This window comes from uncultured Parabacteroides sp. (assembly GCF_902493135.1).
In the GTDB taxonomy this organism is placed as follows: domain Bacteria; phylum Bacteroidota; class Bacteroidia; order Bacteroidales; family Tannerellaceae; genus Parabacteroides.
On the sequence record NZ_CABUOD010000018.1, the window covers coordinates 47,957 to 74,908 of the forward strand.

Sequence of the window (26,952 nt, forward strand, 5' to 3'; positions counted from 1 at the left end):
CTTTTTTATAATTACAATTCTTTTAAAGCTTCTATTAAACGTAGGTTGTCCGAAGTTGAACGTACGGCTATCCGTATATATTCACCATTCCGAAAAGCCTTCTTCGTTCCACAATCCTTTATTAAAATATTATATTCATTCAAAAGTAATTCCGTCAAATCTTTGGAAGAATATTTGCGGAGTACCTCACACAAGAAATAGTTTGCCTGTGAAGGTATGATACGAAGATAACCTATCTGCTGCAAATCCACATAAAAACGATCTCGCTCACGGATAAACAAACGACACGCCAACTTATAATCCTGTTCATATTTATTAAATATCTGCATATAAAACTCTGCAAATGAATTGATATTCCATATTGGAACATTTTTGCGTACATGATCGATCAATTGTAAATTAGATGAAGCCAAGACACCTAACCGTAACCCAGGTACACCATAAGACTTAGATATACTTTTCACAACCACCAAATTGGGATTTTCTTCAAGTATTCCATTAATCAACAAAGTATTTTCTACTGATTGTTCAGAAAAATCGACAAAAGATTCATCGACAACTAATGTCACCTTCTTATCCTTGCACCATTCAACTAAACGAATTACGTCCGCTTTCGGAATAAAATTTCCAGAAGGATTATCCGGATTAATCAATAAAATAGCTGCAACTTCACGAAACGCAAAAAATTCCATTAAATCATCAGCCGTATAAGAAAAATCTTCATTCTGTGGAATATAAGCAATCACCTTATCCTCCTGCATACGATTAGGATATTCCTCAAAAGTCGGAAAAACAACACCTAAACGGCCTGTTAATTCGTCCACTAAATATTTTATCAATTCAGCAGCACCATTTCCCGGACAAACATATTGTTGTGCCAATCCGAAATATTTTGCAATCAACAAAGAATTTACATTCAACCCTGAAGGGTACTCACTCAATAAAATATCAAAATTTGCTCGCATCTCTTTCTTCATCTTCAAAGAAGGAAAGAAAGGATTAACCAAATAACAAAAATCCAACAATGAAGGAAATCTCCAATAACCACCATATCGCTTTTGATAACGAACCAACTGATTCTCCTTTTTCGCAAAAATAGTTTCTGCATTACTTAAGTCCTGAATATCGTCAATTTCATACCATTTTTCACAGTGGAGCGGTAACGCCTTTAAATCCGGCTTATCCAACAATGCAATTACACGCAAGACCTGCTCGTAATATTCGTTATTTCCCAATGCATTGATATATGCATCCAAAAATGGAACATAATGAGTTCTTGAAAACTCTTTACTGAATTTATAGATATTGACTGTCTTATAGTAAAATTCTTTATGATCGAAATTGAATGCTTTTTTTACGACAAAGTTTAGAATGTTATTGTCATTATCTAACATTACAACTGTACCATCCATCCAACTCTCATACTTGGCTACCAATGCAATGTTAGGGAACGGATCTGATAAAATTTTATCCAATACCTTATCTTCAAAAATAAGATCAGATTCAATAAGCAAAGTATCATCCTGCTGCAACTGCTCTTTTGCTAAAGACAATGAATAGATATTATTTGTTTTGTCATAAATCGGATTTGTAATATATTCAATCGGTAGACCTTTATATGAATCACCAATAAAACTACGGAGCTCCTCCCCCTTATAGCCGATTACCATAATAACCTTATTCAACTTCAATTTGGAGAATTGAGTCAAAACACGCTCAATTAAAGTCACACCATTTACCCGAATCATACATTTTGTATTATTCAGGGTAAGTTCCCCCAAACGCTTCCCCATCCCTGCGGCTAATATAATAACTTGCATATGATTCTCACTTTCTTTTATAAATATCTATCAAATCTCGTAATTGCTGTTTTGTAAACAAATATCCCATCGGAATTACAATTGTCAAAATCAGAAACCCCAAAACAGCAAAAAGTTTTCTTGGAGCTACAGGACGATATTTAGCAACTGCAGCATCTACAATAAATCCCTTATCACGCTCTTGGCCCAAAGACAAAGCAACTTCTTCTCTCTTCTGCAAAAGTATTAAATACACTCCTTGAAGAATTTCCTGCTGTCGTTTAAAATCAAGATATTCTCTTTCATATGTAGGAACATAGTCCATCTTATCCATAATTGCTTTTTCTTGAGACTTAAGGTCATTCAATACAAACTGAGAACTTTTTCGTGCATTATCAATAGCCAACACAACCCCATCTCTTAATTTGTCTATCTGAGAATCAGCTATTTCAGACAAAGGATTCACAGAGTTTGCGGATTTAGTTATTTTGTCTCTTTCCATTAAAGCCTCATTATAAACAGATATAGCTCCACCTTTTTCGCCATCAGCAGACAACATGGCAGGAATTACACTATACTTATTTTTAGGATCCTTCACATAAGCATCTAACAAATTAATGATATGATTCTGTGCTTCAAATTCTATAATCTTTTCTCGGATATTTTTCACAGCATCAGCATAAAATTGAACATCATATTCTATATCTGTCAATTTATTCTTAATCTTATAAGTTTCAATAGTATGTTCAATACTATTTAGTTCCTGTAAAACGCCATTGATACGGACATCTAAAAAAGTCATAGCTTTACGCCCTTCTTCCTTTTTTACACACTCCGAACTATTATTATACTCTTCCATTAAAGTATTCAACAGATCCTTACCACGTTTTTTTGAATAATCCAAATAGAACAGTTCTAATGTATTCGCATTTTTAGAAAACTCATCAACAGTTATTGCTTCTGCCAAATCTTCAGCCATCCAACCTGCAGGAGATATAGATACATCCAAGGAGAAAGGCTTTTCTATTTTACTCTTCACACCCCCTTCTGTTCTATATAATATATCAAACACACCTTCTGGAACCCGAAGCTGACTAGGCAATGAGGCAAAGGAGTATTCTTCACTAGTTTCTTTCATTTTTATCAAAACAGCGCCATTTTTACTTACCTCTATTTTAAATGAAACAAAGCAATCCAAATTTTCTTGAGTCAAAGAATCCGGAATAATTAATAAAGGAGAATCTTCATATAAAGAAATCAATGAATATTGTTTCTTATATGTAACATTTAGCCCCAAACGAATAATAACTTTTTTCAACAAATCATTAGAAGACATTATAGCTATTTCATCATCTATATTGACAGCTCCCCCTGAAATATTTCCTAGTCCAAACGATTTCATTAATCCGGCAGCCTCTCCCAATCCCATGCTTCCACCACTCCCAATATTTTTATCTTCTTGAATCTTAATTCGAGCCACAAATTCATAAGTTTGAGGATAAAGCACCATATATAGTATTGCGCAAACTAATGAAATACAGGCTGCAACTAAAAAGACTTTCCAATGATATAAATAATCTACTATTATTTTTTTCAGACTTATAGTCTCACTATCTTTCTGCATATTTTCCATATTACTTATTTGTTAAGCTTAACACCATCGCAACAATCACGGACAAAGAACTGATTACTGTCGAAAACAATGATATTGTAAATTGACGATCAGAGCTGGTTCTTGCACGTTGTTTTGTTTCTATAGGTTCTACATATACAATATCATTTTGCTTTAAATAAAAATATGGAGATTCGAATATGTTAGGATTAGTAATATCCAAACGACATGTTTCTTTTAATCCATTGTTGTCTCGTATCACCAAAATATTTTTTCTATTTGCTGTAAGAGGTAAATCCCCAGCCATACCTATGGCATCAAGAACCGAAACCCTATCCCTTTTTACCGAATATGAGCCAGGACGTGAAAACTCCCCCATTAGTACTATTCTAAAATTAAGAAGTTGAACATTTACTAAAGGATCTTTCACATATTTAGAAATCTTTGATTCCAATTTTTTAGAAATTTCTTGACGAGTCAATCCAGCCACATGCACCTTTCCTATAATTGGAAAATTTATGCATCCTTCTTCATCCACCAAATAAGTATACATTGATTCAGAAGCGATTAAAGGCTGTTCTCCTTGTGATGAATATGCAAATACTGGAGGATTAAATGGTGTAACAGCAACAGGATCCCAAGCCGTTACATTAATTGATAAAAGATCATCATTCTCTATTTTAATGGTATATGCTTGGCTCATCTCAGCCAACTTATCAGGTGTCAAATCATCTATACCCTGAAAATAAATCACATCCTTTGGCGCCGAACACGCACACATCAATCCACAAAAAAGGGCAAACAAATAATATTTCAAATTCATGCTTTTAATAAGTATTTCAAAATTAGAACTGCAAAGATACAACTTTCAGAGGAACCATCCATCTAAAAACTCCTTATAAAAACTATTACAACTATAACGATGCAAATTTGGGTATATTGCTGCTTGAGAAATAAAAAATATAGGATATTAAGCTATTTTCCCGTACTTTTGTCAGAAAACAAATGGAATCATGGTAGAAATAGGAAAATATAATACATTAAAGATCGTAAAGGATCTGGACTTTGGGGTTTATTTGGATGGTGGAGACGGAGTGGAAATACTGTTGCCGGCCCGTTATGTGCCCAAAAACGTAAAACCGGGAGATGAAGTCGAAGTTTTTATTTATCATGACAATGAAGGGAGATTGATCGCAACGACGGCCAAACCACTTGCCCAGGCAGGAGAATTTCAGTTTATGGAAGTAAAATCTGTTAATAATACTGGCGCTTTCTTGGAATGGGGATTAATGAAAGATTTGTTGGTTCCTTTTAAGGAACAAAAAATGCCCATGCGGGAAGGGAAATGGTACTTGGTATACGTACACGTAGATCATGTTACCGGACGTATAGTAGCCTCCGCAAGAATCGATAAATATCTGGACAATGTAATACCGAATTATTCTTTTAATCAGGAAGTCGATTTGCTGGTTGCAGAAGATACTGAAATAGGATATAAAGTAATTATCAACAATGCTCATTGGGGATTGGTCTATCACAGTGAGGTTTTTCAACGTCTGGAAAAAGGGGAACATCTAAAAGGGTACATCAAAGAAATTAGGGAAGACGAAAAGATAGATGTCAGCCTTACGCCTTTAGGATATCAAAAGGTCGAAGGTATTGCCAAGACAATTTTGGATTCGCTCAAAGCCCAAGGAGGATACGTTGCCGTCCATGATAAAAGCGAACCCGAACTTATTTATTCTTTATTTCGCTGTAGCAAAAAAGCATTCAAACAAGCAATCGGGGCTCTTTACAAACAAAAGATAATCGATATCGAAACTGAAGGAATCCGGTTAATCGATAAAGACAAATAACAAATACATATTTCAATAGGACTTTGGAAGATAGAACAATACGGTGTAGTAGTTTGGTTTTGATTACTAATAAAAGCGGGAGATAGATAAATCTATACTCCCGCTCCATCATAGTTATCGTTTTAGCCAAAAAATAGACTTAAAATGAGATATTCTCTTCAAATCTGAACACCTCCACTTTACTGGTACAAACTTCTGATTAAATTTAGAAAAGGAGTTTCCTTTTCTCTGATACAAAGGACGGCTAATTAATTGATATAAACAAATTAAATTCGAATTATTTGGTTAATTCCAAAACGCAGAATTGCCATACCACTAAATACCAATCATTTACAACATAAAAAACATTTTACAAATAAGTAATCATCCTCATTTTTAGTATTGTGAACAAGGACCGCCTTCACGTTATCTCCACAATTTTCAGGAAACGGTTTCTAAAATACCACAATTTCAATCAAAAGCCAAAACGTTTTATTCCTGCCGATTGTTACTTCTCAAGCTCACTACCGTCCCATTAAAATCAGAGTTAGTTACAGAGGCTTCTCGAGTCAACGGATTTGAAATCGTAATTTTGCGACATCAACAACAGAGTCGCAATGAACAAAGAAAAATACGTTTTCTCACAATTAGTATCCTTCTTGGACCGTAATCCCTTCAATTACCTTGTCCGCAAGTATAACGGAGACCGTTATGTCAAGCATTTGACCTGTTGGAATCAGTTCCTTGCAATGATGTTCGGACAAGATAAACTCCGAGTACAGGAACAAACGCCGGTCTACACCATTATAGAACCGGCAACTGTTCCTCTCAAAACTTCCTCTCCCAAGAAATTGTTGATTCTGGTAACATTCATCTTCCTCGCTTTCATCGGAGGATGCGGGTATCTGCTCATCAAGAAATATGCGGTCGCCCTTTCGCCAAGACCTGAAACATAATCCGGAAATCGCCATCCCGAATCGAGATCCGCCTACACGCAAGCAAAACATCGCAACGCCTTACGACCTGCTCACCTGCAGCCCCTTATCCGACAAGCTCATTTCGACAAAACGGGCATTTTTATTCTGCGGGTCGGCTGTGAGAAGACGGCGGATCTGCAAAGAGGCTTCCGGATCTTTGGCTACGATATAAAGGTAACCTCCTCCTCCGGCACCTGGAAGTTTATACCCCAGAGTGTAATCTTTGATGCGAGAGATAAGCTGTTCTACAGCAGGCGGATTTGTCCCGGCATCAAGCGCCTTGTTTTGTTCCCAACTTTTGCCGACCAATCGGCCATAAGAAGCGAAATCACCCCGAAGAATAGCCTCGTACATATCCAATGCATGCCCTTTCATTTCAGAAAGCAGACGAAGATGGAGCCCACTGTTTAAGAACATTCCGCGTACGATTTCAGCAAGGATATCCTTCGCCGTACGGGTAATTCCCGTATAGTAAAGCAGGTGGCAAGCACGATATTCCGGTTCGGTAAAAAGATATTCCGGCAGCCAGCGTACCGACGGATTCTGGTGGAACCCCTCACCCGTTTGCAACAGTTTCAAACCATGTAACACACCTCCGTACTGATCTTGCCATCCGCCTCCGGTCGTAAGCAGTTGCTCCAAGATCAGAGTCCGGTTACCAATCTCGTTCTTATCCCACGCCAAGCCGCAGAAATCCGACAATGCACCCAATACCGTAGCCGCGAGAATCGAACTGGTTCCCAGACCGGAACCGGCAGGAATGGCAGCGAGCAACGTCACTTCCAACCCGCAGCCGAATGCTTTCAGTTGCTCTTCCAACGAAACATAACGGCTTGCTGAAAATTCGGGTGTAAACCCGGCCAGAGCCAGTGCCGCTTTCGGGATAGAGAAAGGAGAGCCGACCTTGTTAAAGTTACGCAGTTCGTCCCAAGTCGAAACGCTCTCCATCGCCCCGATATCAATGGAACGAAGAAGGATACGATACTCGCGAGCCGGCTTTACATAGACCTGCAAGGGAGGTTGTCCGTTCAACTCGATCGCCACGTTCACGACATTGCCACCGGCATACATGCAGTAAGGAGGCGTATCCGTCCATCCTCCTGCCAAGTCGATACGCACGGGACTGCGCCCCCAGACAATCTGATCGCGATAGACATTAAGGCGAGGCGTCTGTTTTTCATCAGCAATCGTACCGATCAGGCCTTCACGCAACAGTGAGAACGCCTGCTGCTGTTCCACCATGCCCCGGTCATCTCCTGAAAGTTGCAGGACACGGGCACGGAACATATGGTCATGCACACGCTTCATCAGCGGAGCATCCTCCGACAATCCCCCAGGCAACGTAATCCCTTTGGAAACAAATTCAGAGGCGGCATCCGCCAGATCCAATTGATAGAAAATACTTTTATCATGATTGGCCGCAAGCATCGGCCAGTTTTTCTTCCTGAACGCTTCACGCTGGGCAAACAGGCGGCGGAGATTCGCACAGTCGGAAAGCCTGTTTGCAGACATCTTTTCAGCCGCCTCCCACACCCTGCGTCCTTCATCCAGATGGGGTTCAGATACCATCCAACGTAACGCAACACCTAACTCGTCCATATTCCGGCAAACAGGAAACAAGGCCGCATTCTGTATGTCGGCACACTCCGGCAGGCAAACAGCCCGCTCCGCAGCCCATTCCACGACAGAACGCCCCATGAAGAGCGTCGACTCATCCTTTGTATTCCCTTTGAAAGTATCATTGAAACCATACGGGCGCGCCACCCAGCCTTCTTCGCCGACAGGCACGACATCAATGCATACACCGGAAGGGATGTGCAACTCCCAATCGTTTACCGGGACACCCGTAATCACATGCCGATCGGCAAGTATCCATCGTTTCCCTACAAAACTGTTTTCGATCCACAGCTCGGAATTGCCGGAGGTCAACGGACAACAAACTTCGGCGTTCTGGACAAACATGGCAGGATGTGGTTTCACCTTGCGCTGCATGATCGCCCGCTGGTCACGTACAAGGTTCTGCACCGACAGCGTCGAGGAAATCAGTTCCCGGCTCGTACCATAATGATAAAACTCACCACCCGGCAATGGCAGGATAGCAACAGTCAACGCATTCAACTCTTCGTCGGCTATACGCGGATGAGCACCAAGAGCAAGACCGAACTCGGAATACAGGTCGTATTCCTTCAGCTGCTTTCCACCCGGATTGTAGGAATGTTTCATCAGTAGTTCCACCGCCCGGTCACTGAGCAGCCAGACGCCTATATCCATCAGAAAAAGGTGCGTACCTGCCAGTCGCCCCAACTCATCGAGAGTGGGTTTCTGAAGCATGAAATCAAGCTGGTCGGGAGATTTGCGGTCCGACACGAAGACCCCGTGGCGAGTGGCAAGTGCAGGATCCACCCACAAACCGTAACAGACAACATCGGCCTCAAGAATCTCCTGCAACGGCTCGCTGTTTCGCAGATAAACGTCACCACTGGCAATCAGCGTATGCAGCGAATCCGGCGCTTTGCGCATGATCTCCTCATACAGCGGAAGCTGGAGCGAAAGGAGGTTTTGAGATAATTTCTGTCCCCTTGCCCACCTGAACACCGGAATGGGCGTCAAGATCTTGCCCGAAGGTGCATACCCAGGTAATCGTCGGCTCTGCCCTCCCGCATGCAACAAAATCCGCTTTTCACGCGCCAACCATTCTCCGGCCGGCAACGTTCCGGCAGTATCGTCGTCCCGGCGGCAAGCTTCAAGCAACCAAGTCGTTCCTCCGCCCGATCCCAAACGGGCACCTACAGGGTCAGACGTACAAAACCAATCTGCCGGATCGGCATTTGCTATCTCATGAAAACTGCCAACCAGATTAGGCGGCAGCGACAATAATTTCCTCATATCTCACTATTCTTTCCGGCAAATGTACTTCTTTCCCCTTTTACTGCGTAAAATTTAATTTAATTTTTACTTTCAGAGGCTGTTTCGTTTAAATTATTATATCCACCTTTGTAGAGGGAATTCGCTCTTATAATCATACGACAATAAAAAAAGTTGGTAAATACTAATCCCACCCTTTCATTTCTATTTCTGAAGTATCTTTAGTTATTCACTTAATATTCAGATGGTATGATATACGGTTATGTAAGAGTCAGTACGGATAAACAGAGTACTGAAAATCAACGTTTCGAGATTGAAAACTATTCAAAAGCGAAAGGTTTCCGTATCGAACGTTGGGTAGACGAAACAATCAGCGGGACAACGAGTGTATCGGATCGCCAACTTGGCAGATTATTAAAGCAGATTCGTAAAGGTGATACACTCGTAACAACAGAGCTATCAAGGCTTGGACGTAATTTGATGCAGGTCATGAGTTTCCTCCACCAATGTATGGAGCGGGATATCATCGTCCTTACAGTCAAAGAACGTTATGAATTAGGGAACAATATCAATAGTAAGATTCTCGCCTTCGCCTTTAGTCTGAGTGCAGAAATCGAACGTAATCTGATCTCACAACGTACCCGCGAAGCACTTGCACGTAAAAAAGCGGAAGGTACGAAACTCGGTCGTCCGAAAGGCAAAAAGACCATGCAGGTCAGGTTGTCCGGAAAAGAAAATGTCATCCGCAAAATGATCAATGAGAAATGTTCGATGAATGAAATCGCCGAGAAATTCGGAGTAAACCGTCAAACTCTCCGCGATTTCCTTCGAGATACATTCCCTGACTGGAGAAAATATAGATATATTAAGTAATCGGACCTTCATGGCTTTAATTGTCTGGATGTTAATCTATGTAACCTTAATAAATTGTTTTTGAGGTAATTTATTATCAGTCAATACGGCATGCCTCAACCAGGCAAAATGGTCCGCATACTAAATAATCCAATACCTCTGCACACTGAGCCACCAGTGTGCGGTAGGTTTTGTGCGCTTTATTCTTTCCTCCAGTAAAACGAATATTTCCCTTCCGGCTCCCCCTCTATTTCAAAATCTTTATTGAATATTATACGACAAATTAACTTATTAGAAATAATTGTTTTATCTTTGGCATATACGTCGAATCTTATAAACATGAACAGTATGGAAAAGACACTTGTTATCCTGAAACCCTGTACCATTCAGCGAGGACTGATTGGAGAAATAATCTCCCGCTTCGAGAAAAAGGGTTTGCAACTGACAGGCATGAAAATGGTCTGGTTGACAGATAATATCCTCAGTGAACACTATGCACACCTGAAAGAAAAACCATTCTTCCAACGCATCAAAGACGCCATGTCGGCATGTCCCGTCATCGTATGTTGCTGGGAAGGGGTAGACGCCATACATGTCGTTCGCCAACTGGCCGGCTCCACCAACGGAAGGAACGCGCAGCCGGGAACCATCCGCGGCGACTTCAGCATGAGCGTACAAGAAAACATCGTGCATGCTTCCGATTCACCCGAAACGGCAACCATCGAACTGAAACGTTTTTTCAATGACGACGAATTGTTCGATTACAAAATGAATAACTTGCCGGCTATTTATGCCAATGATGAATTTTGAGACGTAAAAGAGCCGGAATGTATAGGAAATCCTTATACCTCCGGCTCTGATATTTTAGAACCCTTTGCCCTATTCCTCTCGAACCGGACAAAACAACCTAATTACTAATCTAAAAATCTAATACCATGAAAAAACACACTACGTTTATATAACCGAAGCACATGGCAAAAGGTTCACAACGATTCCAATAATTGACAAAGAAATCCGTTCCCGTTGTTTAATTCCCGAATTGCCGTTATATTTGTACCTCGTTTGGAATAAAAATACAGACATCATAATAAAACGTATAAATATATGCATAACTGGTTTGAATGTAAAGTCTCCTTCGAAAAAGTTTTGGAGAATGGAATGCAAAAGAAAGTGACGGAACCTTATCTGGTTGACGCCCTGTCATTCACGGAAGCGGAAGCCCGCATCATTGAAGAAATCCGTCCCTTCATATCCGGGGAGTTTACAGTGACAGACATCAAACGCGCCCGCTTGTCGGAATTGTTCTTCAACGAAAACGGCGACCGTTTCTACAAGATCAAAGTTTACTTCATCACCCTCGATGAAAAAAGCGGAGCCGAAAAGAAAACCGCTGCACAGATGCTGGCACAGGCATCTAACCTGAAAGATGCCATCGCCGTATTGGAAGACGGAATGAAGGGCACGCTTGCCGATTACACCATCGCATCCGTTACGGAAACCCAGTTGATGGATGTCTTCCCCTTTGACGCCAACAGTGTCCCTTCGGAAAAGAAATCCGAGGAAGAACTGATTGCCGAACAGAAAAAACAGGCGGAAACAAGAGAAGCATGAGCATCACCGAGAATATAACAAGACTGAAAGCATCGCTACCGGCAGGTGTTACGCTGGTGGCGGTTTCCAAGTTCCATCCCGCCGAGGCTTTACAGGAAGCCTACGATGCCGGACAACGTGTATTCGGTGAAAGCAGGGCCCAAGAGCTGACAGCTAAACAAAAAGTTTTGCCCGGTGACATCGAATGGCATTTCATCGGCCCGTTGCAAAGCAACAAAGTGAAAGACATCGCCCCGTTCATTCACACCATACACAGCATTGACTCGCTGAAACTGTTGCAGGAAGTCAACAAGCAGGCGGCCAAACATGACCGCATCGTCCGTGTCCTATTGGAGATACACGTCGCGCAGGAAGAAGCCAAACATGGTTTCAGCCCCGACGAATGCCGCGAACTGCTGCGCTGTTTATCACCCGAAACACTTCCCAACATCCGGATATGCGGACTGATGGGGATGGCGACAAATACTGACGACACAACGCAGATCCAGGATGAGTTCCATAAGATTCATGAACTATTCACCGAACTGAAAAACTCGGTATTCAAGGGTGACGAATATTTTTGCGAATTATCGATGGGAATGAGCCATGACTACCCGGTCGCCCTTCGCGAAGGCAGTACGATGATACGCATAGGAACCAGCATTTTCGGTGAACGGGAATATTGAGTTTTAACCATTTTAAAGAGCAAGAACAGACAAGGTAGAAAATAATTCTCTATTTTTGTAATCGTTGAACATAATTGAATCTGACATGATTGACATTAAAACACAATATGCGGGCCTGACACTTCGTAACCCGCTTATCGTCGGAAGTTCCGGTTTGACAAACAACGCGGAACGAAATAAGGAATTTGAAAAAGCCGGCGCCGGCGCGATCGTGCTGAAATCACTCTTCGAAGAGCAGATTGAAATGCAAAGCGATGTACTGATGCAGGATTCGGATTATCCCGAAGCGGCCGATTACATACGCGGCTATGTAAAAGCAAATCAGATAAACGGTTATCTGGAACTGATCCAGAAGACAAAAGAACAATGTACCATCCCGGTTATCGCAAGTATCAACTGCTATAAATCGGATGCATGGGTCGAATTTGCCCGCCAGATCGAATTGGCAGGAGCCGATGCTCTGGAACTGAACGTGTTCTTTCTGGAAACAGACCTCACATACAGCAGCGAAAACATGCGCGACTTGTATGTCAGTATTATCCGCAAAGTGAAAGAAACGGTTTCGATCCCTGTCATGATCAAGATGAGCAAAATGGTCGGTAATATACCGGCTGTTGCCCATACGCTGACAGTTAACGGGGCAGACGGGATCGTCCTCTTCAACCGTTTTTACCAACCGGATATCGACATCAACAATATGCAAATTGTCTCAGGCAACGTCTTCAGCAACCATTCCGACTTGAGCGATACGCTTCGCTGGACAGCAATCGTTTCAGGCAAGGTGCCCGGAATCAGCATTGCTTCCTCTACCGGAGTGCATGATTGGGAAGATGTCATCAAATGTTTGCTCGCAGGAGCCGATGCCGTACAGATGTGTAGCGCCGTCTATACACATGGGGCAGAAATCATCTCACAGGTGCTCACCTGCATCGAAGAATGGATGCACCAGGCCCATTACCAGTCGCTTGATCAGTTCAAAGGCAAACTAAACTATGCGAACATCCCCAATCCGGCGATGTATGAACGTTCACAATTCATGAAATACTTCTCCAACAGAGATTAAACAACTATATGAACTACTTGATTGTCGGAGGAGTAGCCGGAGGAGCTACCGTTGCAGCACGTCTGCGCAGAATGGATGAAAAAGCCAATATCATCCTGTTCGAGCGAGGGAAATATGTATCGTATGCAAACTGCGGTCTACCTTATTATATAGGTAACACGATCAACAACCGGGAAAAGCTGTTCGTACAGACAGTGAAAGGTTTCACAGACCGTTTCCGGATCGACATCCGCACAGAACAGGAGGTAACCGCCATCCGTCCGGATAAAAAAGAAGTGGAAGTCAAGAACCTGTCCACAGGCGAGACATACACCGAGACATACGACAAACTGGTACTTTCGCCTGGAGCCGAACCGCTCCGGCCGGGTATCGAAGGGATTGGAAGCAAGAGGATATTCACGCTCCGCAACGTGCCGGACACCGATACGATCAAGAATTATGTCAATACGGAGAATCCGAAACGTGCTATCGTTGTGGGCGGCGGCTTTATCGGACTGGAAATGGCGGAAAACCTGCATGAACTGGGTATCCGGGTCAACGTGGTGGAAATGGCCGACCAAGTGATGGCGCCGTTGGACTTCTCGATGGCGGCAATCGTGCACCGGCAACTGACCGATAAGGGAGTCGGGCTGTACTTGGAAGATGGTGTCAGCCGCTTTGAAGAAAAAGACGGTGGTGTGACCGTACACCTCCGCAGCGGCAAACAGATCGCTACCGACATGGTTTTACTAAGCATCGGGGTACGCCCGGAAACCAAACTGGCCAAAGATGCAGGGCTCGCCATCGGAGAACGGGGCGGTATCGCCGTAAACGATTATATGCAAACTTCCGATGCAAACATATATGCCCTCGGCGACGCAGTCGAAGTACGTCATCTCGTAACCGGGCAACCGGCCCTCATCCCGCTGGCAGGACCGGCAAACAAGCAGGGGCGCATCGTGGCGGACAATATCGTATTCGGCAACAAAGAGAAATATCCGGGATCAATAGGAACTTCCATCGCAAAAGTATTCGACCTGACGGTTGCCGCCACCGGAGCCAATGCGAAATTGTTGAAACGGAATAATATCGCCTATATATCATCCTATACCCACGGAGTGTCGCATGCCGGATATTACCCGGATGCCGTTCCATTGTCTATCAAGATATTGTTCGCCCCGGAAAGCGGCAAGCTGTTAGGCGCCCAGGTTGTCGGCTTCGACGGTGTAGACAAACGCATCGAGATGCTGGAACAAGTAATACAACGAGGCGGGACAGTCTACGACCTGGCTGAATTGGAGCATGCCTATGCCCCTCCCTATTCGTCGGCCAAAGATCCTGTGAATATGGCCGGATTCGTTGCTGAAAACATATTGAGCGGAAAATCCCGGATCATCCAGTGGCGTGAACTCGCCGAACTTCCGGCCGACACGATTCGAATCGATGTCCGTACACGCGACGAATATAAATTAGGCACGATCCCCGGATTTATAAACATACCGGTAGACGAATTACGCGAACATTTAGGCGAACTGCCGAAGGAGAAACCGATCGTCGTAACTTGTGCAGTCGGACTGCGTGGTTACCTGGCCTATCGCATCCTGGTGCAGAATGGCTTCAAGCATGTGCGCAACCTGTCCGGAGGATACAAGACGTGGAGCATGGCGACAGCACCCGTAAAGGAGATCGTTCCCTGCAAACCGGAATCGCCGGAAAACACAAATTGCGGATGCCCCGCTACCCAGGTTCCTCTGTTGAAAGTAGATGCCTGCGGACTGATGTGCCCCGGACCTGTGATGCAACTGAAAAAGAACTACGAAACGTTGAAGGCCGGCGAACAACTCCAGATAACTGCCACTGACCAGGCTTTCGGCAAGGATGTCGCTTCCTGGTGTAAGATGACGGGGGCAGAACTGGTTGCGTTGGAAAACAAAAACGGGGTGGTTGCCGCCACCATCCGCAAGCAGGAGAAAACAACTTCCTGCGAGATTTCGCGTAACAATGCCGACAACAAGACACTGATCGTCTTCAGCGATGACCTGGACAAAGCACTGGCCTCTTTTGTCATTGCCAATGGAGCCGCTTCGACCGGCAAGAAAGTGACCATGTTCTTTACTTTTTGGGGATTGAATGTGATCAAGAAACAGCACAAGCCGGCAGTCTCCAAAGATATTTTCGGCAAGATGTTCGGTTGGATGCTTCCGGCACACAGCGGCAAACTCAAGCTGTCTAAAATGAATATGGGAGGTGTCGGTAGCCGGATGATGCGCTTTATCATGAAACAAAAGCGGATCGACAGCCTGGAAAGCCTGATCCGACAAGCCGTAGACAACGGCGTGGAAATGATCGCCTGCACCATGAGCATGGATGTGATGGGCGTGCAAAAAGAAGAGCTGATGGACAACGTTACGCTGGGCGGCGTGGCTTCTTACCTCGAACGGGCAGAGGAGGCGAATGTGAACCTGTTCATCTGATGCACTTCGCGAACCACCGGTAATCATCGGGATAAACATAAGGATAAGTCAGGACGCGGATCAACACAAAGCTGGCAAAAGGCAAAGTTGTTCCTACCTGTCAAAACGCCGGTGTTTCGATGGCAAAGCATATATATGTTTTAAAATCGAATCACCGGTGTTTTGAAAATAGAAGCCTGTCGCTTAAAAGGCAGGCTTCGGTTGCCGAATAGATCTCAATGAGCAAATGCCGGTTCATACTTCACAGAAGCAATCCGTATCTCCGTCTCCACAGCAGACATTCCTTCAGCCATGACCTTCAGGAGCATCGCGCCACTTTTCGTTCCAGGTTGGAGAATCGCGAGGCATTGGCCCCGATAGGTACTGCAAGCCGGGTTCCGGAAACTTCGCATATCATCAGGAGCGGCATTGCCGGAAGCCAACAGAATGCCATCCCCTTCGACTGTCATCTTCAACCGAATAGTGGCATCGGGAACTATCCGTCCCTCCTCATCCGTCACACATACCCTGACATAAGCCAGATCATTCGGATCAGCAGACACAACACGTTTTTCCGGAAGCAAGACTAAACGACACGGCTGCCCGGTCGTTTGCAGGGATTTATGAACCATCTCCCGACCGTCCCTTATACCGACAGCCATGAGACAGCCGGCCGAGAACGGCACTTCGAAGTCTACGGCAAGCCGGGCAGACACAGCTTTCGTGCCCAAGCATTCTCCATTCAAATAAAGCCGGACCGAATCACAACGAGAATAGGCACGCACCGTTAGTCTCTTCCCTTCCTGCCCCTTCCAGTTCCAGTGCGGATGCTCGTCAGGCCACCCCCATTTGCTAAGCACTTCGCGCTTGCCGGCAGGAACGGGGACATGGACAAGCAGTTCCAATTCGCTCCTTCCCCACACCACATCGCGGAAAAGCGACTGCGGTTTCTTGTCCCCGTTCATATCCAAGTCTCCGCAATTGGACAGGAACCAAGGCCATGAACGGGTCGGAGTCGAGTACGGCCTGTCGTCGTCAACATAGCTGAAGTTACCGATTCCGACCTCACCTATATAATCCATCCCTGTCCAGACAAAGTCTCCCAGTACGAAAGGATAAAGGTTTGCCGCCTTCCAGTTTTCGAAGGTCTCGACAGGGAAACTTTCGGTACCGACCATCATACGGTCGGGATATGCCTCATGATCGGGAAGATACTGCTTCGTTTCATAATTGTAGCCGCCTAAATCCAACAAGGCATATGCCGGTGCGGATTCCTCCCACACACGCCCTTTCTGTTCCCAAAAGGCGCAGATTGCCTGAGTGACAGGGCGGGTCGCATCGAGAGACTTGACCACGGAAACCAGCTCCCGGGCAATCCGTAGTCCGGCGGTGTCGGCACGTTCGTAAATCTCGTTGCCGATGCTCCAGATGATGACAGAGGGATGGTTACGGTCACGTTTTACAAACGCCGCCATATCAGACGCGGCATGTTCCGGAAAGAAAAGATGGTAATCCTGATCACGCTTGGGATGTTCCCACATATCGAAAGCCTCATCGATCACCAACATCCCCAAACGGTCGCAGGCATCGAGGAACTGCCTGGACGGCGGGTTATGGCTGGTGCGAACGGCATTGAAACCATTCTCTTTCAGAAGACGCACCTTGCGTTCCTCCGCCCCGTCATAAGCAGCCGCTCCCAACAAACCATTATCATGATGCAGACAAGCGCCTTTCAGTTTAACGGGACTACCATTCAGCAGAAATCCCCTGCCTACCGAAAACTCAAGCGATCGGATGCCGAAGGCGGTCCGATAGTAATCGGTTGTTTCACCGGCTGAGACCAGCCTGACATGCGCCTCATAAAGATTAGGATGATCGACCGACCAGAGTTCCGGTTGCCCGACATCGGCAGAAAACCGGAACGTATGAGAACCGCCCGCGGCAACGTTGCCCGAACATTCTTTCGTCACGACATCCGTACCGTCAGGACGAACCAGGGTAAGGCGTACCGTCACACCGGCTTCCACATCCATCCGATTGTGGACAGGAAGAGTCATCTCGACCTTTGCCAGTCCAGGTGTAATGACAGGAGTCTGTACCTGTACCTCCTCGTCCGGGATAAAAAGGTTGCCGGAAACGGTCAGCCGAACGTGCCGGTAAATACCCGATCCGGGATACCAACGGCTATTGTCACCGGGATTGAACGCACGGACCACCATCACATTCTCCTTTCCGGCAGGATTCAGAAAAGGAGTCAGGTCATAACGGAAAGGCATATAGCCATTCGGATGAAGCCCAAGATGATGCCCGTTGATCCAGACATCCGACCGCTCCATAATCCCGTCGAAGCAAACGCCGACCTGCTGGCGGGAAGTCCATTCGTCCAATGTGAAACGTTTGCGATACCAGCCTGTCCCGCCCGGCAGATTCCCCGTGGAGATCGAATCTTTAAGTCCCTTCACGAAAGGGCCGACCGAGTTGCCATTGTCCGGATAGCACCGTTCGATACTGAAATCATGCGGAAGGGTAAGCGTCCGCCAGGAAGAATCGTCAAAAGAGACGTCCGAGGCATCAGCCGGAGCCTCTTCACTGAACTTCCATCCCTCATCGAACAGACGGTCGGCATAGAGAGCAGCGGCATACGCGGGATCGGTGGACGGAGCTTTCAGTTCCGGATATTCGATTCCGTAATGTCCGGTAACGGCGGCAAGCAGGAAATAATAATTATCCGCCAAATAGTTATAGCCGGTCGGAGCACCCCCTTTCGTCCGCCAGTCCACACTTTGCAGGTAACCGGGGAAAACGCCGGAATGAGTGTATTCGCGTTCGTAAGTCGCCATCATCGTGAACAGGATTTTATCCGCTTCGCTACGCATTCCGACGTTATACAAAGCCTGGATGAAATGATAAGCAGCCTGGCCGCAAAGGCCACCGTTCTCATACCGTCCCCAACGAGTCATTTCTTCCCAAGAGCCTTTGTCCTCCTTGGCAACAGGGACGAGCGGACCGGGTATGCCGTAGACATAATCATATCCTTCCTCTTCGAGCTTCTTCAACATCTTCCGAAGAATCTTGCGGGCACGTTTGCCGGCAACCAATCCTTCGTTGATCGCCATCGAACTGATAAACGTAAACTGATAATCATGCATCCTGCCGTTGCGACTCACCCACCCGGCGTACATACCGGTCTGCGGATTATAGAAAGTGGCATCGAAAGCCGAACGGAACTTATCGAGTTGTAGACCGACCGTCGCAGCCTCTTCCGGCAAACCGAGCAGCGTCAGGACTTTTTGCATTCCCGTCAAGCCGCGATAAGCCTGCAAATTGACATAGGCATCTTTATGGCCGAAAGCGAAGTCGTCCCACCAGTTGAGGCTTTCGCGCTTCGGGTCCATGTAATTCCCGTGGAAAGGGGATTCGAAAATACCGTCCCCATCCGTATCTGTCGCCAGGACACCACGTACGAGGCGACAAATTTCCTCCTGGTAACGGCGGACAAAAGCCCAGTCGTTCGTTGCCAGCAAGTAATCATAGAGGGAGATGAGCGTCACTTCGGTACTCTCCCACCCGTAATCCTTTAGCCGGTCATTGTCGCCGATCCGTTCCCGCAAAGCGACTTCGATGGAGGTGCGCAAGGCTTCGCGCATGGAGTAAGTGCCGGACAACGGCGGTGTGAAAGGAATCATATCCGCCTTAAATGCCAATGACAGGTGTCCGATGCCTTCGAGCAGGATATTGTCGCCCATCGTCTGATGAACAGGGTTGACGGTAAAGGCATTCTGCCAGCAGCGTTTCAACCCGTCAAACCTGGAATCCGAGAAGTCGCAACCGGGAATCTGCGGATAGTTCTCTTCCAGGACCGTAAAGGTAAGCCCGGCCTCTTTCAGCAGCTGGTCCGTATGAAAAGAGAGGACAACCGAACCCATGTGGATCGATTTACGCCAGACATGCCCTCCCCAGTTGAACGGACCGAGCAATAGACCGGTATTCTCATAATCGGGAACAAAATGTTCCTGCAGGTAGACTCCCGGAGCATCGGCTTCCACTTTCACCAGTCCGCAATCAGGAAAATGCAGGACGGCGGGAAGGCGGAAAGAGGCTTTTATGATTTTGGGAGTAAAGAATGTAACCGGAGTGTCATATTGTGCAGACGGTTCCTGTGCCGTTTTTTCGGCCCATACGGAAACAGGCGATATATCCGGAGCGGTATGAATGCGGAAAAACTCGCCTTCGATGCCCTCCGAACGACTTCTGACAGAGACCTTGAACCTGCGGTCGCCGGAAGGAGACACCACGCAATCCATCCGGCCTCCTTCCGTGAAAGGGACATCTTCGTAAAGGGTCTTCCAACCATCGCAGACGACAGGCGAAACCATACCGAAAGAGCTCTCTCCCCTTCCGATCAGGCATCCCCCCTTTCCCGGACGAAGCAAGGACTTATCCTGATAGCGCCGGTTTCTTCCACCCGACTCGATGTTGAAGTAGGACATCATCGGAAAATCTTTTGCCCAGGAAAGAGCATAATACGGGGAGAGATAGGTGATAAAGTCTCCCGACATATCCACCTTCACCAAAGGAGCCTCTTTTTCCGACTCGCCAGCCCCGGATTCGTCCGTTACCATCTCTTCCGTTATCCTTATGACCGAGGCATATGCCCGGAAACCCGGTAGGAAAACAGGATACAACAAGGTTGCTATTATTAGGAATAATCGTATATACATTGGTTTTTTCAAGATTAAAAACAGAATTCTACTTCTTCGCTTGAGCAGCTACATAATCGAGCACTTCAGAGAATGTTCCAACCCAAATTTCGTCGGAATGGGCAGCCAAAAAGTCTACCAACTTCTGATGTTCGGCAGCATCGACCGTCAGGTAATCGCCGCCTACGCCGTGGAATACGATAATCCCTAATCCATGTTTGTCGAGTGCATCCTGTACATACCGGATCAGATCACCGCCCTTGCATCCGGTCATTGCGGGTAGGGTCGGGATCAGGGCGAAATTCAGCGTCTTCGCATCAGCTACCACATGGCGACCGGCCGCTCCACGGCAATACTTAACCATCCCGGAGTCCAGCAGGGGTTGGGAATAGTCTTCTCCGCCGGCAACACTCTGCCCGCAGGGATACGCATAAGCATGTTCTTTTTTTCCGTCAATGGCATACAGGAAACTGTTCATCATTCCGATCTCCGTGAGCATATCTTTCACCGAATAACATTCGAGCGAGCGGCAAAGAGAAGAGGAGGACGTTTCGACCGTCCCGGCAAGGCAGGGATGGAAAAGGCTGTGATTGCCCAATTCGTGTCCGCGCTTGCTGGCTTCGCGCCACTCCGGGACATCGCTGTCTTTCACAACTTGTCCGTAGAGAAAGAAAGTCCCCCGGAAGTTTTTGGCCTCCAACTGGGGCATCACGATGTCGCGCTGGGATTTCAGCCCGTCGTCGTAAGTCAATACAATGGCAGCCTTTTTACCGTCCGGCCAGGAGATTTGTGCCTGCATCCCCGTAAAAAAGGATAAGAACAAAAGAAATGTGGATAGTTGTTTCATATTCATATTATTTTTAAATACCTATATAATATAAACGAACCAAAGAGCAAAATCCCTAAAAAAAGAAAAGGCTACTTACCAAAAAAAGCAAGTAGCCTCATCCTTACGTTTCTATCTTATTTACTTAATCATATCAAATCCCGTATACGGAACCAACGCCTTCGGAATACGGATGCCTTCGGGAGTCTGGTTGTTTTCGAGCAAGGCAGCGACGATACGCGGCAGAGCCAATGCACTTCCATTCAGCGTGTGGCAGAGCTGGGTCTTTTTGTTTTCGTCACGGTAACGGCATTTCAGGCGGTTTGCCTGGTAATTGTCGAAGTTAGAAACCGAACTTACTTCCAACCAACGTTTCTGGGCTTCCGAATAAACTTCGAAGTCGAAACAGAGGGCAGCCGTGAAACTCATATCGCCGCCGCAAAGACGCAAGATACGGTAGGGTAGTTCCAGTTTCTGAAGCAGACCTTCTACGTGATCCAACATTTCCTGATGAGACTGTCTGGAGTGTTCCGGTTTGTCGATACGGACCAATTCCACTTTGGAGAATTCATGCAGGCGGTTCAGTCCGCGCACGTCCTTTCCATAAGAGCCGGCTTCGCGGCGGAAACACTGCGTATAGGCGCAATTCTTGATCGGCAACTGCTTTTCATCGAGGATCACATCACGGTAGATGTTGGTAACCGGAACCTCGGCTGTCGGGATCAGATAAAGATCATCTACTTCGCAATGATACATCTGTCCTTCCTTGTCGGGCAACTGGCCCGTGCCATAGCCGGAAGCGGCATTCACGACCGTCGGCGGCATGATTTCCGTATAACCGGATTTGCGGGCTTCATCCAGGAAGAAGTTGATCAGCGCACGCTGCAACTGTGCACCTTGTCCTTTGTAAACCGGAAAACCGGCGCCTGTGATCTTCACGCCCAGATCGAAATCGATCAAATCATATTTCTTGGCCAACTCCCAATGGGGCAGCGCGTCTTTCGGCAGTTCCGTTTCCATACCGCCCATCTTTTCAACCTTATTGTCGTCGGCTCCGACACCTTCGGGGACTTCGTCGTAAGGGACGTTCGGGATTGTATAGAGCAGGTTCTGCATATCTTCGGCCGCCTGGTCCATTTCGGCCTGGATAGCCTTGTTGGCTTCCTTGATCTCGGCAACACGTTGCTTAGCAGTCTCGGCTTCCTCTTTTCTACCTTCCTTCATCAGCATGCCGATGGTTTTCGAAGCCTGGTTCACCTCTGCCAGGTTTTTATCTAATTGATTTTGCGCACTACGTCTCTTATCGTTCAATTCGATCACTTTTGCAATGCTTTCCTCTGCACCTTTAAAGTGTTTCTTTTCCAGACCGCGAATCACCCGGTCTGTTTCTTCCGTAATTACTTTAAGCGTCAACATACTTTCATTATGTTTTTTTATTTGAGTTGCAAATATACACAGAGTTCTTAAATTAAGAATTAAGAATTGAGAATTAAAAGTCAAATTAGGCGACAAGGCCTACTTCACCCGTCCGCCTGTAAGCCACGACCGGACATAATAAGGTTCACTCAAACTGCTGACGATCACGCCACTCGAAGTGCTGGTGTGAATGAACTTTCCGTTTTTCAGATAGATCCCGACGTGGTTGGGCACTTTCTTCTTTCCCTTGCCCGTCCGGAAAAAGACCAGGTCGCCTTCCTTCAGGTTGGCACGGCTGACTTTCTTGCAATTGTGTTTCAGCATATCGGCCGACGAACGGGCCAACTGTTTTCCATACACTTCACGGTACACGATCGCCACAAAGCCGGAACAGTCCACTCCCCTCTTCGTCAATCCTCCCATACGGTGAGGGACACCAAGCCATTTGGCCCCTTCGTTGTACAAAAATATATTGTCGTTCGGAGTCAGGCGGACGCCATAGAGACGGGATAGCTCTTTCGGTCCTTTAAAGTCCGATGGCAAGGCCACGCGTTGCTTTTTACTGCCGCACGACGTAAGCGCCAGGACCAACAACAGTATTTTGATATGAAGTGTGATAAAATTCCTACGAGTCATGATGTTGACAAAGATACAAAAAAAGGATATCCGCCAAGCGAATATCCTTTTTTCTTATTCTATGTAACCGGTACTTATGCTTCTGCTACCACTTCTTTTACAGAAACGAAAGAACGGTTTTCTTTGCCTCTGCGGAAAGTTACCACGCCATCGACCAAAGCATACAACGTATGGTCTTTACCGATACCTACGTTTTCACCCGGATGATGAACGGTTCCTCTCTGACGGACGATGATGTTGCCAGCTTTAGCAACTTCGCCACCGAAAAGCTTAACACCTAATCTCTTACTTTGTGATTCACGGCCGTTCTTAGAACTACCCACACCTTTCTTATGTGCCATTTCTTCTTTTCTCCTTTAAACGTTAAGCAACAATTTCTTTTACACTCACTTCAGTGAACTGCTGACGGTGACCGTTCAGTTTACGATAACCTTTTCTTCTCTTCTTGTGGAAGATCAGCACCTTTTCACCTTTTACCAGCGGAGACAGTACTTCGCATACTACCTTTGCGCCTTCTACGGTAGGAACACCTACTTTTACTTCGCCGTTGTTGTCAACCAACAACACTTTTTCAAATTCCACAACAGCACCGCTTTCTGCGTTCTGAATGTGATGAACGAACAACTTCTTTCCTTCTTCAGCCTTGAACTGCTGTCCGTTAATTTCTACGATTACGTACATCTGTCTTTATATATTTAAACAGGTTATGTCCCGGAGGTGGATACGCTTCTAAGCATCACTTGTTTACCTCCTGCAGAATTCAGAGCGCAAAATTACGGTTTCCCGAGGTATCATCCAAATCTTTTTGAAACTATTTTCCAAAATGATAGCTTCCCGAACCAATCTCGACTTCCATATATCCTTCCGTTGCCGAAACTCTGCGTACGCCCGGCAGGTTACCGACCGTCACATTATATTTCTTCGGAATCCGGACGATCGCCGACGTATTGCCCGGCAACGTGATGTCCCAGCTAAAGTCGCCCTCCTTCTTGGTCCATGCACTCTCGATCTCTCCGTACACCGAACTGTAAGAGGCGGAAACTTCGTCAAGGCCATCAGGGAAAACAGGCTCCATCACCAACTTTTTGAAACCGACTGCATCGGGTGCGCATTTGATGCCGGCCAGGTCTTCGTAGTACCAGATCAGCAGGTCGCCGAGCAACATCACATGGTTGGCGGAGTTCATGGCCGGATCAGCCGTATCGCCGTTCCAAAGTTCCCAGATGGTCGTCGCACCGTTCTTAATCATATATCCCCAACTCGGATAAGTCTCGTTCGTCAGGATCTTATAGGCCATGTCGACCCGCCCGTACTCGGTCAGTCCGCGCATCAGGTGCTGGATTCCCAAGACTCCGGTACTCACATGCCCGTTAAAATCCCCCTCCGTCTTTTCCACGATATTGGCGAAGACCTTCCCTTCATATCCTTCCGGCACAAGTCCGAGACGCAGGGAGAGGATATTGGCCGTAACCGTATTATTGCCATACTCCGCCGTTTCCTTATTAAAGAATTTGGCATTATAAGCCGTCTTCATTTTAGCGGCCAGGGATTCATAGCCGGGGATGTCGGCATCCTGTCCGCAGATACGGGCGAAGCCGATCATCTTATTCAGCAAATCATAATAGACAGTCGTGCTGAGAATAGCGCCGTCTGTCTTGCGGGCAGGATCCTTGGAATGGATCAGTTCCTGCGATTCGGGAGGCATGCACCAGTCGCCATACTGGTCTTTCGTCATGATATAGTCCTTCATGGTCGCCTCTTCCATATGCGCCATCCAGCGTTTCATGGCCGGATAATGGGCACGGATCGCGCTGTCGTCGCCGAACTGGCGATACAGCATATCGGCCACATAGAAGAAAGCGGACGGCCAGGTCACGTCATCGGCATAGATCGTCCAGTAATTCGGGGAGACATCCGAGATGCTTCCTTCCGGGCTCATGGAGTCCTCGATATCCTGCAACCATTTGTTATACAGCTGGGCATTATTGAAAATAAAGGCTTCGCCGTAAGCGCCCGTCGCACGGTCGCCCAACCAGCCGAGACGTTCGTCACGCTGCGGGCAGTCGGTCGGCATTCCGCGATAATTACTACGGATTCCCCAATACGAATTCTTATGGATCCGGTTGACCAGCGGGTCGGATGTTTCAAAACGTCCGGTTGTCGCCATCTCGTCATAAATCACATGCCCGGTAAACGCAGACAGCTCCGGTTTATAATCAAGCCCCGAAACTTCCACAAAACGGAAACCATGATAGACGAAGCGGGGCTGCCAGCTGAAATCACCGTCTTCGGCCGGAGTGTACACGTCGGTCACCTGTGCGGTACGCAGGTTGGCCAGATAGAGCGAGCCGTCTTTCTGCAACAATTCGGCAAACTTCATCGATACGGGTTTGCCCTTCTTTCCTTTCAGGTCGACAGAGAGCCAGCCGACCATGTTCTGCCCCATGTCCAGGATATACTTTCCATCGGGACGATCAAAAACGGCAACCGGCTTCAACGTTTCCTGTACGCGGATATTCGGGTTCTGCTGTGCGGTCAGTTTGCCCGCAGGAGCCTCCATCACATCGGGAGTCTTCCATGCGCCGTCGTCGAAACCGTTCGTGTTCCAACCATCCATCTCGAGGCGGGCATCATATTCTTCGCCATCAAATTCGTTATTTGCGACGATCGGGCCTTTCGAGGTGATTTTCCAAGACGTATCACTGGCGACCGTCGCCTGCGAACCGTCGGCATATTCGATCCGGAGCTGCGCAAGCAAACGGGGCAAGCCGAATGTTTTCATCCCCGGATTACGCATCGAGAAGAAACGGCCGTTCCCCAGAATCACCCCCAACGTATTCTTGTCGGGAGCCATCAAATCTGTTACATCATATACATTATAATATATACGTTTAGAATACAGGGACGGCATCGGGGCAAACACGTCCTCGCTCACTTTCTTTCCGTTCAGGTAAGCCTCATACGAACCAAGGCCGGAAATATACAAGACGGCTCTTTCCACCGCCTTATCCGCCGCAAACTCTTTACGCAGGTATCGGGCGGCCAAGCGTGTTTTATTGTTTCCGCCGGCCACTCCTATCTCCTCACCCGGATTGGAGAGGGAATCTTCGCCGATCCAAGTCGCCTCCCATTCCGAATCATCGAGCAGGGCCATCGACCAGCTGCCGGCATCGCTCCAGGGAGTATCCCCCTGGTTGGTCGTCAATTTCACACGCCAATAGTAAGGTTTTCCCGATTCCAGCGCCTTTCCGGCATATGGCACCAGCACCGACTCGTCCGAACGGACCACGCCCGAATCCCACAAAAGTCCGTCACCGGATTCCAATTGTTCAGGAGAAGCAGCCACCTGTATCTGATAGGCCGTCTGCTTCAAGTCCGGTTTGCCGGAAGCGATCTGCCAGGAGAAACGGGGTTGCACCACATTGATTCCCAAAGGATTTTCTTTCATCTCCAACCGGAGGTTCTTCACTTCGACGGTCGAATCGGACGAACATCCCGCCCATCCCAGGACCAAAGCGACCAGAAGCAATAAAGCTGTCTTTTTCATATCGTTGCGATTTAATCTGTTAATAGCATGACTTTGTTTTCAAAGGAAACGATTTCTTCACAGATCCCATTTCTAAAAATGATTTTATATCTTATGATTTTGATAAAAAAGAACCG

At 46.6% G+C, this 26,952-nt stretch carries 19 protein-coding genes; 8 read left to right on the forward strand and 11 right to left on the reverse strand.

Translation table 11 applies throughout. The features are described 5' to 3' along the window. Positions 1–11: 11 nt before the first annotated feature. The 3 genes from RDN79_RS10035 to RDN79_RS10045 are packed head-to-tail and all read right to left on the reverse strand — an operon-like array spanning position 12 to position 4,234. Entirely contained in the window at positions 12–1,820 is a 1,809-nt protein-coding gene (locus tag RDN79_RS10035; RefSeq protein ID WP_298546871.1) for an aminotransferase class I/II-fold pyridoxal phosphate-dependent enzyme, read from the reverse strand. 7 nt (positions 1,821–1,827) lie between these two features. Beyond that, positions 1,828–3,432: a Wzz/FepE/Etk N-terminal domain-containing protein gene (locus tag RDN79_RS10040; protein WP_298546873.1), complete on the reverse strand. Its 1,605-nt coding sequence runs from the start codon at positions 3,430–3,432 to the stop codon at positions 1,828–1,830. A 1-nt stretch (position 3,433) separates the two neighbouring features. Continuing rightward, positions 3,434–4,234, reverse strand: coding sequence for a polysaccharide biosynthesis/export family protein (locus RDN79_RS10045; RefSeq protein WP_298546875.1), 801 nt, complete (start codon positions 4,232–4,234; stop codon positions 3,434–3,436). Between the two features lie 190 nt (positions 4,235–4,424). On the opposite strand from RDN79_RS10045, the gene RDN79_RS10050 reads away from it, so the two are divergent. Continuing rightward, positions 4,425–5,267 (forward strand): S1 RNA-binding domain-containing protein, encoded by an 843-nt coding sequence (locus RDN79_RS10050; protein ID WP_298546877.1) that lies wholly within the window; start codon positions 4,425–4,427, stop codon positions 5,265–5,267. A 596-nt stretch (positions 5,268–5,863) separates the two neighbouring features. After that, positions 5,864–6,202 carry a DUF4372 domain-containing protein gene (locus RDN79_RS19070; RefSeq protein WP_374044504.1) on the forward strand — a complete coding sequence of 113 codons (339 nt, stop codon included), beginning with the start codon at positions 5,864–5,866 and terminating at the stop codon, positions 6,200–6,202. 60 nt (positions 6,203–6,262) lie between these two features. Here the strand turns inward: RDN79_RS19070 and RDN79_RS10065 are convergent, their stop codons facing one another. Further along, positions 6,263–9,109, reverse strand: a complete 2,847-nt coding sequence (locus RDN79_RS10065; protein ID WP_298546880.1) for a bifunctional fucokinase/fucose-1-phosphate guanylyltransferase — start codon at positions 9,107–9,109, stop codon at positions 6,263–6,265. Positions 9,110–9,337: 228 nt separating this feature from the next. Here RDN79_RS10065 and RDN79_RS10070 point away from each other — a divergent pair, with 228 nt between their 5' ends. The 6 genes from RDN79_RS10070 (at position 9,338) to RDN79_RS10095 (ending at position 15,732) form a co-directional block, all read left to right on the forward strand. Beyond that, complete coding sequence (locus tag RDN79_RS10070) at positions 9,338–9,961, forward strand: master DNA invertase Mpi family serine-type recombinase (protein WP_298546882.1); 624 nt, start codon at positions 9,338–9,340, stop codon at positions 9,959–9,961. A gap of 327 nt (positions 9,962–10,288) precedes the next feature. Continuing rightward, the gene (ndk, locus tag RDN79_RS10075; protein ID WP_298546884.1) at positions 10,289–10,750 is read left to right on the forward strand and encodes a nucleoside-diphosphate kinase; all 462 of its coding nucleotides are present in this window, start codon (positions 10,289–10,291) and stop codon (positions 10,748–10,750) included. A 294-nt stretch (positions 10,751–11,044) separates the two neighbouring features. Continuing rightward, on the forward strand, positions 11,045–11,551 hold the full coding sequence (locus tag RDN79_RS10080) for a DUF4494 domain-containing protein (RefSeq protein WP_298546886.1): 507 nt from the start codon (positions 11,045–11,047) through the stop codon (positions 11,549–11,551). After that, positions 11,548–12,216, forward strand: coding sequence for a YggS family pyridoxal phosphate-dependent enzyme (locus RDN79_RS10085; protein WP_298546887.1), 669 nt, complete (start codon positions 11,548–11,550; stop codon positions 12,214–12,216). Before RDN79_RS10080 ends, RDN79_RS10085 begins: the two co-directional genes overlap by 4 nt. Positions 12,217–12,301: 85 nt before the next feature. Next, a complete protein-coding gene (locus RDN79_RS10090; protein ID WP_298546889.1) occupies positions 12,302–13,279 on the forward strand; it encodes a dihydroorotate dehydrogenase-like protein in 978 nt (325 codons plus the stop codon). Positions 13,280–13,287: 8 nt separating this feature from the next. Beyond that, a complete protein-coding gene (locus RDN79_RS10095; RefSeq protein ID WP_298546891.1) occupies positions 13,288–15,732 on the forward strand; it encodes an FAD-dependent oxidoreductase in 2,445 nt (814 codons plus the stop codon). Between the two features lie 215 nt (positions 15,733–15,947). Here RDN79_RS10095 and RDN79_RS10100 read toward each other — a convergent pair whose 3' ends face one another. The 7 genes from RDN79_RS10100 to RDN79_RS10130 form a co-directional block, all read right to left on the reverse strand. Continuing rightward, positions 15,948–20,432 carry a glycoside hydrolase family 2 TIM barrel-domain containing protein gene (locus tag RDN79_RS10100; protein WP_298546892.1) on the reverse strand — a complete coding sequence of 1,495 codons (4,485 nt, stop codon included), beginning with the start codon at positions 20,430–20,432 and terminating at the stop codon, positions 15,948–15,950. A gap of 28 nt (positions 20,433–20,460) precedes the next feature. Further along, positions 20,461–21,258: a polysaccharide deacetylase family protein gene (locus RDN79_RS10105; protein ID WP_298546893.1), complete on the reverse strand. Its 798-nt coding sequence runs from the start codon at positions 21,256–21,258 to the stop codon at positions 20,461–20,463. A 120-nt stretch (positions 21,259–21,378) separates the two neighbouring features. After that, positions 21,379–22,653, reverse strand: a complete 1,275-nt coding sequence (serS, locus tag RDN79_RS10110; RefSeq protein WP_298546894.1) for a serine--tRNA ligase — start codon at positions 22,651–22,653, stop codon at positions 21,379–21,381. Between the two features lie 99 nt (positions 22,654–22,752). Further along, positions 22,753–23,289, reverse strand: coding sequence for a C40 family peptidase (locus RDN79_RS10115; protein WP_298546895.1), 537 nt, complete (start codon positions 23,287–23,289; stop codon positions 22,753–22,755). 74 nt (positions 23,290–23,363) lie between these two features. Beyond that, entirely contained in the window at positions 23,364–23,630 is a 267-nt protein-coding gene (gene rpmA / locus RDN79_RS10120; protein ID WP_005861909.1) for a 50S ribosomal protein L27, read from the reverse strand. Positions 23,631–23,652: 22 nt separating this feature from the next. Then, positions 23,653–23,970, reverse strand: coding sequence for a 50S ribosomal protein L21 (gene rplU, locus RDN79_RS10125; RefSeq protein ID WP_075965130.1), 318 nt, complete (start codon positions 23,968–23,970; stop codon positions 23,653–23,655). A 130-nt stretch (positions 23,971–24,100) separates the two neighbouring features. After that, entirely contained in the window at positions 24,101–26,836 is a 2,736-nt protein-coding gene (locus tag RDN79_RS10130; RefSeq protein ID WP_298546901.1) for an alpha-L-rhamnosidase, read from the reverse strand. Between the last annotated feature and the right edge of the window lie 116 nt (positions 26,837–26,952).

Coding starts and splice junctions, on each gene's coding strand:
- RDN79_RS10105 (WP_298546893.1), bottom strand. CDS start 21,258: ATGAAACAACTATCCACATTTCTTTTGTTCTTATCCTTTTTTACGGGG.
- RDN79_RS10100 (WP_298546892.1), bottom strand. CDS start 20,432: ATGTATATACGATTATTCCTAATAATAGCAACCTTGTTGTATCCTGTT.
- RDN79_RS19070 (WP_374044504.1), top strand. CDS start 5,864: ATGAACAAAGAAAAATACGTTTTCTCACAATTAGTATCCTTCTTGGAC.
- RDN79_RS10080 (WP_298546886.1), top strand. CDS start 11,045: ATGCATAACTGGTTTGAATGTAAAGTCTCCTTCGAAAAAGTTTTGGAG.
- rpmA (WP_005861909.1), bottom strand. CDS start 23,630: ATGGCACATAAGAAAGGTGTGGGTAGTTCTAAGAACGGCCGTGAATCA.
- RDN79_RS10095 (WP_298546891.1), top strand. CDS start 13,288: ATGAACTACTTGATTGTCGGAGGAGTAGCCGGAGGAGCTACCGTTGCA.
- rplU (WP_075965130.1), bottom strand. CDS start 23,970: ATGTACGTAATCGTAGAAATTAACGGACAGCAGTTCAAGGCTGAAGAA.
- RDN79_RS10090 (WP_298546889.1), top strand. CDS start 12,302: ATGATTGACATTAAAACACAATATGCGGGCCTGACACTTCGTAACCCG.
- RDN79_RS10045 (WP_298546875.1), bottom strand. CDS start 4,234: ATGAATTTGAAATATTATTTGTTTGCCCTTTTTTGTGGATTGATGTGT.
- RDN79_RS10115 (WP_298546895.1), bottom strand. CDS start 23,289: ATGACTCGTAGGAATTTTATCACACTTCATATCAAAATACTGTTGTTG.
- RDN79_RS10130 (WP_298546901.1), bottom strand. CDS start 26,836: ATGAAAAAGACAGCTTTATTGCTTCTGGTCGCTTTGGTCCTGGGATGG.
- ndk (WP_298546884.1), top strand. CDS start 10,289: ATGGAAAAGACACTTGTTATCCTGAAACCCTGTACCATTCAGCGAGGA.
- RDN79_RS10065 (WP_298546880.1), bottom strand. CDS start 9,109: ATGAGGAAATTATTGTCGCTGCCGCCTAATCTGGTTGGCAGTTTTCAT.
- serS (WP_298546894.1), bottom strand. CDS start 22,653: ATGTTGACGCTTAAAGTAATTACGGAAGAAACAGACCGGGTGATTCGC.
- RDN79_RS10050 (WP_298546877.1), top strand. CDS start 4,425: ATGGTAGAAATAGGAAAATATAATACATTAAAGATCGTAAAGGATCTG.
- RDN79_RS10085 (WP_298546887.1), top strand. CDS start 11,548: ATGAGCATCACCGAGAATATAACAAGACTGAAAGCATCGCTACCGGCA.
- RDN79_RS10035 (WP_298546871.1), bottom strand. CDS start 1,820: ATGCAAGTTATTATATTAGCCGCAGGGATGGGGAAGCGTTTGGGGGAA.
- RDN79_RS10070 (WP_298546882.1), top strand. CDS start 9,338: ATGATATACGGTTATGTAAGAGTCAGTACGGATAAACAGAGTACTGAA.
- RDN79_RS10040 (WP_298546873.1), bottom strand. CDS start 3,432: ATGGAAAATATGCAGAAAGATAGTGAGACTATAAGTCTGAAAAAAATA.